This window comes from Halomonas denitrificans, assembly GCF_003056305.1.
Lineage (GTDB): Bacteria > Pseudomonadota > Gammaproteobacteria > Pseudomonadales > Halomonadaceae > Halomonas > Halomonas denitrificans.
On sequence record NZ_PYVX01000001.1, the window covers coordinates 343,780 to 356,384 of the forward strand.

Annotated in this window: 12 protein-coding genes; 1 reads left to right on the forward strand and 11 read right to left on the reverse strand. The window is 68.4% G+C overall.

The features are described from left to right. Positions 1–4 precede the first annotated feature (4 nt). From moeA to mobA, 3 genes are read right to left on the reverse strand one after another with little or no spacing between them, the layout of a single operon-like run. Positions 5–1,273, reverse strand: a complete 1,269-nt coding sequence (gene moeA, locus C9F13_RS01530; protein ID WP_108444476.1) for a molybdopterin molybdotransferase MoeA — start codon at positions 1,271–1,273, stop codon at positions 5–7. Beyond that, a complete protein-coding gene (gene mobB / locus C9F13_RS01535; protein WP_108444477.1) occupies positions 1,270–1,854 on the reverse strand; it encodes a molybdopterin-guanine dinucleotide biosynthesis protein B in 585 nt (194 codons plus the stop codon). Before mobB ends, moeA begins: the two co-directional genes overlap by 4 nt. Next, positions 1,851–2,480 (reverse strand): molybdenum cofactor guanylyltransferase MobA, encoded by a 630-nt coding sequence (mobA, locus tag C9F13_RS01540; RefSeq protein WP_108444478.1) that lies wholly within the window; start codon positions 2,478–2,480, stop codon positions 1,851–1,853. Before mobA ends, mobB begins: the two co-directional genes overlap by 4 nt. A 193-nt stretch (positions 2,481–2,673) precedes the next feature. Here mobA and C9F13_RS01545 point away from each other — a divergent pair, with 193 nt between their 5' ends. Beyond that, positions 2,674–3,270, forward strand: a complete 597-nt coding sequence (locus tag C9F13_RS01545; RefSeq protein WP_108444479.1) for a cupin domain-containing protein — start codon at positions 2,674–2,676, stop codon at positions 3,268–3,270. Between the two features lie 6 nt (positions 3,271–3,276). On the opposite strand, the gene C9F13_RS01550 is transcribed toward C9F13_RS01545, so the two are convergent. From C9F13_RS01550 to C9F13_RS01585, 8 genes are all read right to left on the reverse strand, one after another. Then, the gene (locus C9F13_RS01550) at positions 3,277–4,518 is read right to left on the reverse strand and encodes a uracil-xanthine permease family protein (protein ID WP_211310881.1); all 1,242 of its coding nucleotides are present in this window, start codon (positions 4,516–4,518) and stop codon (positions 3,277–3,279) included. A gap of 51 nt (positions 4,519–4,569) precedes the next feature. Further along, on the reverse strand, positions 4,570–6,243 hold the full coding sequence (locus C9F13_RS01555; RefSeq protein ID WP_108444481.1) for a glycerol-3-phosphate dehydrogenase/oxidase: 1,674 nt from the start codon (positions 6,241–6,243) through the stop codon (positions 4,570–4,572). A 153-nt stretch (positions 6,244–6,396) separates the two neighbouring features. Further along, entirely contained in the window at positions 6,397–8,139 is a 1,743-nt protein-coding gene (locus C9F13_RS01560; protein WP_108444482.1) for an ABC transporter substrate-binding protein, read from the reverse strand. A gap of 98 nt (positions 8,140–8,237) precedes the next feature. Further along, entirely contained in the window at positions 8,238–8,510 is a 273-nt protein-coding gene (locus tag C9F13_RS01565) for a DUF2160 domain-containing protein (protein WP_108444483.1), read from the reverse strand. Positions 8,511–8,522: 12 nt separating this feature from the next. After that, positions 8,523–9,416, reverse strand: a complete 894-nt coding sequence (locus tag C9F13_RS01570) for a carbohydrate ABC transporter permease (protein WP_108444484.1) — start codon at positions 9,414–9,416, stop codon at positions 8,523–8,525. After that, a complete protein-coding gene (locus tag C9F13_RS01575; protein WP_108444485.1) occupies positions 9,409–10,299 on the reverse strand; it encodes a carbohydrate ABC transporter permease in 891 nt (296 codons plus the stop codon). The genes C9F13_RS01570 and C9F13_RS01575 overlap by 8 nt, the downstream gene beginning before the upstream one ends. Further along, positions 10,292–11,392: an ABC transporter ATP-binding protein gene (locus C9F13_RS01580; protein ID WP_108444486.1), complete on the reverse strand. Its 1,101-nt coding sequence runs from the start codon at positions 11,390–11,392 to the stop codon at positions 10,292–10,294. Before C9F13_RS01580 ends, C9F13_RS01575 begins: the two co-directional genes overlap by 8 nt. 1 nt (position 11,393) lies before the next feature. Next, on the reverse strand, positions 11,394–12,482 hold the full coding sequence (locus C9F13_RS01585) for an ABC transporter ATP-binding protein (protein WP_108444487.1): 1,089 nt from the start codon (positions 12,480–12,482) through the stop codon (positions 11,394–11,396). Positions 12,483–12,605 lie beyond the last annotated feature (123 nt).

Genomic DNA, 12,605 nt, shown 5'->3' on the forward strand with positions numbered 1-12,605 from the left:
GGCCTCATGGCAAGCGATGCAGGGGGTGGATGCTCACCGCCTCGCCGGGGGCCGCGCCCTCCCGGTCGTCGGCGAGCTCGATCAGGCAGTTGGCCGCCACCATCGAGGAGAGGATGCCGGAGCCCTGGGCGCCGGTGCTGCGCACGTGGAGGCGGCCGTCATCGGCGGCGTGGAAGACGCCGCGCAGGAAGTCGGTGCGGCCCAGCCGGCTCTTCAGGGCCTCGTCGGCGATGGCAATGAGCCGCCGGGGGGCGACGGCGCCTCGCCCCTGCAGACGCGCCAGCAGCGGGGCCACGAACTGCAGGAAGGTGACCATCACCGCCACGGGGTTGCCCGGCAGCCCGAGGAAGGGCACGCCGCGCTCGCCCAGCAGGCCGCAGGCCAGGGGGCGCCCGGGACGGATAGCGATGCGCCAGAACGCCAGGCGACCGACCGTCTCCAGCGCCGCCCGGGTGAAGTCGGCCTGACCCACCGAGACGCCGCCGCTGGTGATCACCAGGTCGGCGGTGTCGGCGGCCTCGCGCAGCGCGGCCTCCATGGCCTCGCGATCGTCGGGCAGGATGCCGAGGTCCATCGGCTCGGCGCCCTGCTCGACCAGCAGGCCCGCCAGGGTGTGGCGGTTGGCATCATAGATGCTGGCGGGCGGCAGCGGCTGCCCGGGGGCGACGACCTCGTCGCCGGTGGAGAACACGGCGACCCGCGGCCGGCGATGCACCCGCGCCTCGGCCAGCCCCAGGGAGGCCAGCAGCCCCAGCTCCGCGGCGCCGAGCCGCGTGCCGGCGGCGAGCGCTCGCTGGCCGCGGGGGATGTCCTCTCCGGCACGACGCACGTGCTGGCCGCGGCGGACGCGCTCGGGCCGGTCGATCACCACGCGCTCGCCGTGTGGCTCATCGAACGTCTCGGCGAGCTGCTCGCGCATGACCACGGTGTCGGCGCCCGGCGGCAGCGGGGCGCCGGTGGTGATGCGCACGCACTCGCCGGCCCGGAGGCTCTCGCCGCGCCGAGCGCCGGCCAGCACCTCGCCGACCAGGCGCCACTCATCGGGCCGCTCGGCGTCGTCGGGCCAGGCCAGGGCGACGCCATCCATGGCGGCGTTGGTGTTCTGGGGCACGTCGATGGGGGAGATCGCGTCCTCGGCCAGCACGCGCCCGTGAAGGTCGGCGAGCGCGACCCGCTCGGCGGGCAACGGCGCCTCGATGAGGGTCGCCAGGCGCTCGCCGGCTTCTTCCACCGTCAGCATCCGCTCGCCGAGATCGAAACAGGAGAGCGTCATGACACGGCCTCCTCGCGGGGGCACTGGCGGGCCGGCCAGCGCGCGGGCCAGGCGGCGATCCAGTCGGCGAGCGCCTCGAGGTCGTTGAGGTCCAGCGCCTCGACGCCCTCGGGAAGCGCGAGCGACGCGTCGCTCGCCACGGCCCGCACCCAGGGGTCCTCGGCGACCCGCAGCGGCTTGCCCACCGTGGGCCGATACAGCTCCAGCTTGGGCAGCGGCCAGGCCTTGAAGCCCTCCACCAGCACCAGGTCGGGACGCTGGGGGCGCACCATCTCGATCAGCGCGGCCAGGTCGGCCTCCTCGCGCCCCGGGGTCTCCATCATCAGCGCCACCCGTGCCCGGGACGCGACCACCATGGGCGAGGCGCCGGCTTGGCGCAGGCGGTGGCTGTCCTTGCCGGGCTGGTCGACATCGAAGGCATGGTGGGCATGCTTGATCACCGCCACGCGCAAACCCCGCTCGCCGAGGTGAGGCAGCAGCCGCTCCAGTAGCGTGGTCTTGCCGGTGCCGCTCCAGGCGGCGATGCCCAGCACCGGCAGCTCGTCGTCGAAGGGCAGGCGCTCCGGCACGTGCTCGCTCATGGGTTCACCCTCGCCGCCCGCGCCGCTTCGCCGAGGACGCGCTCCAGGCGCGCTTTCTCGTCGTCGGTATTGAGGTTGGCGAAGGCATCGGGGCAGTCGCTGACGTGCACCCGGCACCAGACGTGGCGCGCGTACCAGCGATCAATCTTGCGCTCGCCCTCGGCCAGGGCCGCGGCCAGGTCGTCGGCCAGCGAGGTGCGGATCAGCGCCACCACCGGATGCAGGCGCTCGCCGTCGAAGGCCACCGCGATATCGTGCTCGCCCTCTTTCTCACCGATGCCGGCGACCAGGCGCTCCACCAGGTCCAGCGGCAGCGCCGGGGTGTCGCAGGGCGTGACGATGAGCCAGGGCGTGCTCGCGGCCTTAAGGCCGCTGTAGATGCCCATCAGGGGGCCCTGGTAGCCGCCCTCGGCATCGCTCACCACGCGATCGGCCAGCGGCCGGTAGCGCTCGACGTTGCGGTTGGCGTTGATCAGCACCTCGGCGACGCGCCCCGCCAGGCGCTCGCGGACATGGGCCACCAGCGGTCGACCGGCGAAGGGCTCGAGCCCCTTGTCGCGACCGCCCATGCGGCGTCCCTGGCCGCCGGCCAGGATCATGCCGGTGAGCGCTTCTCGGGTGATCATGGGCTCTCCTGACGAATCGGTCATGTCACTGCCCATGATGCCTTAGCCCGCCCGCGGGTGCCATGCCGGCCGAGCGCGCAGGCCCATGACCCTGATACGGGTCAAGGCGCCCCTTATCCGGGTACCGAGGAGACGGTATGATATGTTGAAAATATTCCACGAATACGACGACGAACGTCCCGAGGACCGAGACATGGATCAAGACACGGAAGCGGCATTCGACGTAGGCGCCCGACTCAAGCAGCTGCGGCTGGCCCGCGGCCTGTCGCAGCGCGAACTGGCCAAGCGGGCCGGTGTCACCAACAGCACGGTGTCGCTGGTGGAGCAGAACCACGTCAGCCCGTCGGTGAGCTCGCTGAAGAAGATCCTGGACGCCCTGCCCGTCTCGATCAGCGCCTTCTTCGCCGGCGACGAGCCGACCCAGCCCAAGCCCTTCTACCGGGCGGACGAGCTGACCGAGATCGGCGATGGCACCCTCTCCTGGGGGCTGGTGGCCGCCCGCCGCCCGGACCGCCAGATGTCGATCATCCACGAGCGCTATCCGCCGGGCGCCGACAGCGGCGAGGAGATGCTCGAGCACGACGGCGAGGAAGGCGGCGTGGTGATCTCGGGGCGCATCGAGATCACCGTGGATGGCGAGGTGGGCGTGCTGGGCGCCGGCGACGCCTACTACTTCGACTCCCGCCTGCCCCATCGCTTTCGCAACGTCGGCGGGGAGGAGTGCGTGATCGTCAGCGCCAGCACCCCGCCGACCTTCTCCGACGCGGGCCAGGAGCGGCACCACGCCTGAGCGGGATCACTCCTCCTCGGCGCGGGGCAGCACCCAGTTCAGCACGATGCCGACCAGGGCGGCGAGGCTGACGCCCTGCAGAGTGAACTGGCCGTTGCCGAACTGCATGCCGCCGATGCCGAAGACCAGCACCAGGGAGACCACCACCAGGTTGCGCGGCGCGGTAAGCGGCTTGCCGGCGCGCACCAGGGTGTTCATGCCGACCACGGCGATGGAGCCGAACAGCAGCGTCATGATGCCGCCCATCACCGGCCCCGGAATGGTCTGCAGCAGCGCGCCGAGCTTGGCGACGAAGGCCAGCACGATGGCGATCAAGGCGGTGGTGACCATGATCCAGGGGTTGAAGGCGCGGGTCAGGGTCACCGCCCCGGTGACCTCGGAGTAGGTGGTGTTGGGCGGCCCGCCGAAGACCGCCGCGGCGGCGGTGGCCAGGCCGTCGCCCAGCAAGGTGCGGTGCAGGCCGGGCTTCTCCAGGTAGTTCTTGCGGGTCACCGAGCCGATGGCGACCATGTCGCCGATGTGCTCCACCGCCGGGGCGATGGCCACCGGGATCATGAACAGGATCGCCGCCCAGTGGAAGCTCGGCGCGGTGAAGGACGGCAGCGACAGCCAGGCCGCCTCTCGGACCGGGGTGAAGTCCACCACGCCCATCAGCACCGCCAGGCCGTAGCCGGTGATGATGCCGCCCATGATCGGGATCAGGCGGATCAGGCCGCGCCCGAACACCGCCAGCACCAGGGTGACCATGAGGCTCGCCATGGAGAGGAAGATGGCGGAGCCGTAGCCGATATTCTCGCTGGTCTCGCCGGTGGCCATGTCCACCGCGACCGGCGCGAGCGCCAGGCCGATCACCATGATCACCGGCCCCACCACCACCGGTGGCAGCAGGCGATGCAGCCAGGCGGTGCCCTTCAGGCGCACGAACTGGGAGATCACCACGTAGACCAGGCCGGCGACCATCAGCCCGCCGAGGGTGGCGGGAATGCCATAGTTGGCCACCGAGCCCTGGATGGGCGCGATGAAGGCGAACGACGAGGCCAGAAAGACCGGCACGCTGACCCGAGTGACGCCGTGGAAGATCAGGGTGCCGATGCCCGCGGTGAACAGCGCCACGTTGGGATCGAGGCCGGTGAGCAGCGGCACCAGCACCAGGGCGCCGAAGGCGACGAAGAGCATCTGTGCCCCGGTGAGCAGGGTGCGAAGGGGGCTTTCGGTCGGCAGGGGCGAGGCCGCCGTCTGGTCGGTCATGGTCGTGGACTCCATCGGATCCGGGGAGGGGCAGTCGAGTTGCGCGGCATTCTACCAGCCTCGTTGCGGCTTGGGACCCTCACCGCTCTCCCCTTCTGACGCGAGCCCCGCGGACTCCGGCGAGGCACTCGCCAGGTACTCCGCGAGGCGCGCCTCGGCCTGCTCGTCGAAGAGGATGTCGCAGGCCTCGCGCAGCCCCGGGGAATCGCGGATGGTCTGCTCCGGGACCACCAGCGAGATCTTCGAGCGGCGCCGCAGGAAGTCCTCGAGCTTCGTCACCATCTCGCGGCGCCTGGCCTGCTTGAGCTCGCAGCGCAGGTACTCGGTGTGCTCGATCAGCACCTCACCCTGTCGCGGGTCCTGGCGGATCTCCTCGAGCATCTCCAGCGCCTGGGCGCCGTAGCGCCGCCACAGCCGCGTGCTCAGCGGCTCCGAGGCGCCCTCGGCGGTCATGGCGTCCAGGTCCATCAGCCGCGCCTGGTGCAGGAAGGCCTCGCGCAGCGAGGCGTCCGGCTCGCCGTACCAGCGGACCTTCGGGTAGGGGATCGCGACGCCCAGGCGCGCCACCTCCTCGACCACCTCCTCGCCGACGTTCAGGCAGTCGGTGAGCTTGCCGCCGAAGATGCTGAGGTGGCGCATCTCGGGGTCGATGTCGATGGCGTGCTTGCGCGAGAGGTTGAGGAAGTCCCGGTCGTCGCCGCCGCTCGGCTTCACCGCCAGCGGTCGCACGCCGCAGCGGGTGGCGATGATGTCCGCCTTGCAAAGCGGCGTCTCCAGGGCGAGGCGGGTGTTGATGTTGTCGAGCACGAAGCGAATATCGTCTTCGGTGGCCCCGACCTCGGGCTTCTCCACGCGGGTATCGGTGGTGCCGATGCAGGTGCGCGGCCCCATGGGGATGACGAAGAAGAGCCGGCCGTCGTCGGCGAAGAAGGCGAGCACCCGCCGGCTGTCGGTGAGCCGCGGGACGATCAGGTGGATGCCCTTGGAGAAGACGTGGCGATGGTCGGTCTGCTGCCCCGAGAGGCTGTTGTGCTGATCGACCCAGGGCCCGGCGGCGTTGATCAGCACCTTCGAGCGGACCTCGAAGGTGCGGCCGTCCATGCGATCACGCATCCGGGTGACCCACAGCTCGCCCTCGCGGCGCGCCCCCAGCGACTCGACGTAGTTGGCCGCCACGGTACCGAAGTCCAGCGCCCCGCGCACGAAGTTGAAGACGAAGCGCGCATCGTTGTCGTGCAGGTAGGCGTCGGAATACTCGAAGCCGCCCTGCGCCTTCGCGGTATCGATGATCGGCTCCCGGGCCTTGATGCCGGCGGGGCGCAGGAAGTGCGGGCGCCGGGTGAAGGCGCCCCCCATCAGCCAGTAGAGCCAGGTACCGGCCCAGGGATAGAGCGGATGATGGCGAAAGCCCCGGTTGATGGTGGTCAAAAAGCGGATCTCCTGCACCGTGGAGGGGTAGCTCTCGATCAGGTGGTTGCGGCTCTTGCAGAGCTTGCGCACCAGCGCGAAGTCGCCGCTCTCCATGTACTTGATGCCGCCCCACACCAGGTTGGAGGAGTGCATGCTGGTGCTGCCGGCGAAGTCGCCGCGGTCGATCAGCGCCACCCGGGCGCCCTTGCCGCTGAGCGCGGCGGCGGCCGCGGCGCCGTTGATACCGCCGCCGACGATCAGCGCATCGAAGACCCGCTCGGGCAGCTTTCGAAGGTTGTTCTGTCTGAGTTGCATGTCTGGCCCTTTTGTCGAAGCGCCTTGTGTCGAAGCCCATGGTATCGACGCGAAAGGCCCCGCTCGGCGTGCACCGAGCGGGGCCCCTGGGTCCCGGTCAGGCAACCGGTCACACGTACTGATTCGGCGCCAGGCGAGCCCGGCGCCCGGTGATCATTCGCGCGAGCCGGCGGCCATCCACTCCTCCATCATCTGGTCGTAGGGCACGGTGGTGCCCTGAGGCATCTCGTTATCCAGCTTGGCCTTGGGCGAGCCGGGCTGGGAGAGCCAGTACTCGGGATCGCGCTCCTCGTTCAGGTTGGGCGCGTAGGTGGTGAAGACCTTGGCCCGGGCCAGGCGCGCCATGATGCTGTCGAGGTCCGCGGCCAGGTTGTCGAGCCCCTCCTTGGGCGAGATGTCGCCGCTGACCGCCGGCGCCAGGTTCTGCCACCACAGCGGCGCCATGCGCGGATAGTCCGGCACGTTGGTGGAGGACGGCGTCCAGTTGGACTCGTTGGGGCTGCGATAGAACTCGACCAGGCCGCCGAGGCGGGGCGCCATCTCGGTCATCTGCTCGGAGAAGATGTCGGACTCGCGGATCGGCGTCAGGCCCGCCATCAGCTTCTCCAGCGACACCGTCTTGGCGGTGGTGAACTGGGCGAACAGCCAGGCCGCGGTGCGACGATCCTCGGGGGTGGAGTCGAAGAAGGTCCAGGAGCCCACGTCTTGGTAGCCGACCTTCATGCCCTCCTCCCAGTAGGGACCGGCGGGCGACGGCGCCATGCGCCACTTGGGCGTGCCGTCCTCCTCGGTCACCGGCAGGCCCGGGTCGGTCATGTCGGCGGTGAAGGCGGTGTACCAGAACATCTGCTGGGCGATCTGGCCCTGGGCCGGCACCGGCCCCGCCTCGCCGAAGGTCATGCCGCTGGCCTCAGGCGGCGCGTACTTCTCGAGCCAGTCGACCATCTTGGTGACGGCGAAGATCGAGGCCGGGGAGTTGGTGGCGCCGCCGCGGCTGACGCTCGCGCCCACCGGCTCGCTCTGCTCGTTGACGCGGATGCCCCAGTCGTCGACCGGGTTGCCGAAGGGCACGCCGGGGCTGCCCATGCCGGCCATGGAGAGCCAGGAGTCGTGGAAGCGCCAGCCCAGCGACGGGTCGCGACGCCCGTAGTCCATGTGGCCATAGACCTTGGTGCCGTCGATCTCGCCGACGTGCTCGGTGAAGAACTCGGCGATCTCCTCGTAGGCGGTCCAGTTGGTCGGCACGCCGAGCTCATAGCCGTAGCGTTCGCGGAACTGCTCCTTGAGGTCCTCGCGCTGGAACCAGTCGTAGCGGAACCAGTAGAGGTTGGCGAACTGCTGGTCGGGAAGCTGGTAGAGGTTGCCGTCGGGGCCGGTGCCGTACTGCAGGCCGATGAAGTCCTCGAGATCCAGGGTCGGCAGCGTGTAGTCGGCCCACTCGTTCTCCATGGCCTCGGAGATATTGATGGTGGTGCCATAGCGGATGTGGGTGCCGATGGCGTCGGAGTCGTTGACGTAGGCGTCGTAGATGTTGCGACCCGACTGCATCTGGGTCTGCATGTTGTTGACCACGTCCCCCTCGCCGATGATGTTGTGGGTCACCTCGATGCCGGTGAGCTCACCGAAGGCCTCGGCCAGCACGTCCCGCTCGTAGATGTGGGTGGTCAACCCCTCCGCCACGGTGTTGATCTCCATGCCGCGGAAGGGCTCGGCGGCCTTGGCGAACCACAGCAGCTCCTCGATCTGCTGCTCGCGGGTCAGCGTCGAGTCCTGGAAATGCTCATCGATGAGCCGCTCGGCGATCGCCCGGGCATCGTGGTTGTCGGCGTGCAGGGAGGCGCTGGCCAGCATGATGCTGGCCGCCACCAGAGAGCGTCGTATTGTTATTGCTGTCATGTTGACCTCGTCGGTTAGGGTGCTTCGTCCGTGAAGCGTGCGTTCCATGGCGTGTTGCCAGGCACTGCGTGCAGGGCAGTGGCGGCGGGAGATTGCCGTCAGCCCCAGCGCATCAGGATCAGTAGCCAGATCACCGACGCCCCCAGTGCCAGCCAGATGCTGAGCGGGGTGAAGCCCACGACCAGCAGGTGGATGTAGGCGGCACAGAGCAGCCCGATGAAGAGGCGATCGCCGCGGGTGGTGGCGATCGGCAGGAACCCCTTGCGCTCCACCGTCGGCGAGGCCACCTCCCAGGCGGTCATGCCGACCAGCATGGCGGCGATGACCGAGAAGAAGACGGTGGTGGGGGTGGTCCAGACCATCCATTCCATGTCGCGCCCTCCTCAGGTCCGGCCCAGGGCGAAGCCCTTGGCAATGTGGTTGCGCACGAAGTAGACCACCACGATGCCGGGCAGGATGGTCAGGGTGCCGGCGGCGGCCAGGGTGCCCCAGTCGATGCCCGAGGCCCCCTTGGTCTGGGTCATCACCGAGGCGATGGGCTGGGCGCCGGTGGAGGTCAGGGTGCTGGCCAGCAGCAGCTCGACCCAGGAGAACATGAACAGGAAGAACAGCGTCACGCCGATCCCCGAGCTGATCATCGGGATGAAGATCTTCACGAAGAAGCGCGGGAAGCTGTAGCCGTCGATGAAGGCAGTCTCGTCGATCTCCTTGGGCACGCCGCTCATGAACCCCTCGAGGATCCACACCGCCAGCGGGATGTTGAACAGGCAGTGGGCCAGCGCCACGGCGATATGGGTATCGAAGAGCCCCACCGTGTAATAGAGCTGGAAGTACGGGAGCAGAAAGACCGCGGGCGGCGCCATCAGGTTGGTCAGCAGCCAGAAGAAGAGGTGCTTGTCGCCGATGAACTGGTAGCGGCTGAAGGCGTAGGCCGCCGGCAGTGCCACCGCGATGCTGATCAGCATGTTCATCAGCACGTAGGTGATCGAGTTCACGTAGCCCATGTACCAGCTGGGCTCGGTGAAGATCTTGGCGTAGTGCTCCAGGGTGAAGTCCTCGGGCCACAGGGTCAGCCCGCCGAGGATCTCGGTGTTGGACTGGAAGGACATGTTGAGCAGCCAGTAGATCGGCAGCAGCACGAAGACGATGTAGGCCGTCATCAGGCCACGGCGGCGCCACTGGCGGGAGGCCGGGCGTGCCTGGCGACGCCGCTTCTGGTCGGCGGCGGCGGCCCGCTTGCGCACGGCAGCGGGGGTCGTGGGCAGGGAATCACTCATCCGGGGCCTCCTTGCGCGGAGCGTCTTTCTGCATGTTCATGATCGCCGTGTAGAAGACCCAGGTGACCAGCAGGATGATCAGGAAGTAGATCAGCGAGAAGGCGGCCGAGGGCCCCAGGTCCTGCTGGCCGATCGCCATGGTGGTCAGCGACTGGCTGAGGAAGGTCGTGGAGCTGCCGGGACCGCCGCCGGTGAGCACGAAGGGCTCGGCGTAGATCATGAAGGAGTGCATGAAGCGCAGCAGAATGCCGATCACCAGCACGTTGGTGAGCTTGGGCAGCTGTATGTAGCGGAACACCGCCCACTTCGAGGCGCGGTCGATGCGCGCGGCCTGGTAGTAGGCGTCGGGAATCGCGCGCAGGCCGCTGTAGCAGAGCAGCGCGATCAGCGGCGTCCAGTGCCAGACGTCCATCAGCACGATGGTCGCCCAGGCGTCCACGGGACTCGCCGTGATGTTGTAGCCGTAGCCCAGCTCGCGCAGGCTCCAGCCCATCAGGCCGATGTCGCCGCGGGTGAAGATCTGCCAGATGCTGCCCACCACGTTCCAGGGAATCAGCAGCGGCATGGTCACGAGTATCAGCACCGCGGAGGCCTGCCAGCCCCGCTTGGGCATGATCAGGGCGATGCCGATGCCGAGCGGCACCTCGATGGCCAGCACGGTGAACGAGAAGGCGAACTGGCGCAGCACGGCCGCCTGCAGGGCCGGGTCGTTGAGCATCACCTCGAACCACTCGGTACCCGTGAAGAAGCGGGTGTTGGCATCGAAGACGTCCTGCACCGAGTAGTTCACCACCGTCATCAGCGGGATGACCGCGGAGAAGGCCACCAGCGCCAGCATCGGCAGGATGAGCCACCAGGCCCGGTTGTTGTAGACCTTATTCATGGTCGAACTCCACGCGAAACTCGTCGACGTACAGGCCGAGGCGCTCGTCCGGGAAGCGCAGCCAGGCGCGGCCATGGGGCACCGGCTGGCCCTCCTCGATGCGCGCCTTGAGGGACGTGCCGCCCAGCGTCAGGGTGACGAGCGAGTAGGTGCCGAGGTCCTGGGCGTGCTCCACCCGGGCCTCCATCGCCCCGTCGACGGGCGCCGGATGTACCTCGATGAACTCCGGGCGGATGCCGAGCTTGACGTTGGCCGAGCGCGCCCCGGCCACGGCGTCGTGGACGCCTTTCCCCACCTCGAGCCGGGTCTCGCCGGCCATCACCCGCCCCTCGCGGGTCGTGACCGTCAGGAAGTTCATGCCGGGGCTACCGATGAAGTAGCCGACGAAGGTGTGGTTGGGGGTCTCGAAGAGCTCGCGGGGGGTGCCGAACTGCACCACCTGCCCCTCATACATCACGGCGATCTTGTCGGCGAAGGTGGAGGCCTCGAGCTGGTCGTGGGTCACGTAGACCATGGTGATCTCGAAGCGCTGGTGGATCTCCTTGAGCTTGCGGCGCAGCTTCCACTTGAGCTGCGGGTCGATCACGGTGAGCGGCTCGTCGAAGAGGATCGCCGAGACGTCCTCGCGCACCAGCCCCCGGCCCATGGAGACCTTCTGCTTCTCGTCGGCGGTGAGGTTCTTGGCCTTGCGCCGGAGCTGGCCGGTCAGCTCCAGCACCTCGGCGACCTCCATCACCCGCTCGTGGACCCGCGCCTCGGGGGTCTTCACGTTGCGCAGCGGGAAGGCCAGGTTGTCGTAGACCGTCATGGTGTCGTAGACCACCGGGAACTGGAACACCTGGGCGATGTTGCGCGCCTCGGGCGGCAGGGCGTTGACCACCTCGCCGTCGAAGAGCACCTCGCCGCTGGAGGGTTCCAGCAGGCCGGAGATGATGTTGAGAAGGGTCGACTTGCCGCAGCCGGAGGGCCCGAGCAGCGCGTAGGCCCCGCCCTGGCGCCAGACATGATCCATCTCGCGGATGGCGTAGTCCTCGGGGGCGGTCGGGTTGGGCAGGTAGGTATGGGCCAGCGACTTCAGGGTGATCTCGGCCATCTCACACGCCCCCCAGGTGGCTCGGGATATGCACCACGGCGCCCGCGCGGTCGAAGGCATAGACCTTGTGGGTCGGGAAGTAGAGGGTCACGGGGGCATCGACGTCGAACGCGTGGACGCCCTCCAGGTGGACCGTCATGTGGAAGCGGTCGTTGTGCACGTGCAGGAAGGTCTCGGAGCCACTGATCTCGGCCAGGTCGACGATCATCGGCACCTCGATGTCGTCTGGAGCGCGGGGCGCGAGCGAGATGTGCGAAGCGCGCACGCCGAAGCGGTACTCGCCGGGGGGCAATGAGCGCAGGTCGTCGTTGAGGGGAAAGTGCGTGCGCTCGTCGAAGGTCACCTCGCTGCCGGAGACGATGCCGTTGACGATATTGATCGGCGGCTCGGAGAACATCTCCGCGGCGAGGATGTCCCGCGGGCGGTGGTAGACGTCCTCGGTGCGGCCGAACTGCTGCAGGCGTCCCTCGTGGAGCACGGCGGTGTTGCCGCCGAGGGCCAGCGCCTCGGTAGGCTCGGTGGTCGCGTAGACGGCGATGCAGTCGCGTTCGCTGAAGACGCTTCGCAGCTCATCGCGAAACTCCTCGCGCAGCTTGTAGTCGAGGTTGACCAGCGGCTCGTCGAAGAGCACCACGTCGGCCTCCTTGACCAGCGCCCGCCCCATGGCGGTGCGCTGCTGCTGGCCGCCGGAGAGCTCCAGCGGCAAGCGGTCGAGCAGGTGCTCGATGTGCAGCATCTCGGCCACCTCCCTCACCCGCCGGTCGATCTCCGCCCGGGAGACCCGGGCGAGCTTCAGGGGCGAGGCGATGTTGTCGTAGACCGAGAGGGCCGGATAGTTGATGAACTGCTGGTAGACCATGGAGACGTTGCGCTTGCGCACCGAGCGGCCGGTGACGTCTTCGCCGTTCATCAGGATGCGTCCCCGGGTGGGGACGTCCAGCCCGGCCATCAGCCGCATCAGGGTGGTCTTGCCCGACAGGGTCCGTCCCAGCAGGACGTTGAAGGAGCCGGGCTCGAGCTCCAGGTTCACGCCCGCGATGTGTGTGGAACCACCGACCACATGATCGATGTTGTCTAGGATCAGGGACATACGGCTCTCGAGGTGTCGTTGTTATTGGACGAGCCCGGGACTCGTTCAGACAACGTAGTCGAGATTCGCTTTCAAACACAAATGTCGCCAAGCGAAAACATCAACGCTCCCCGCTCAAGCGCC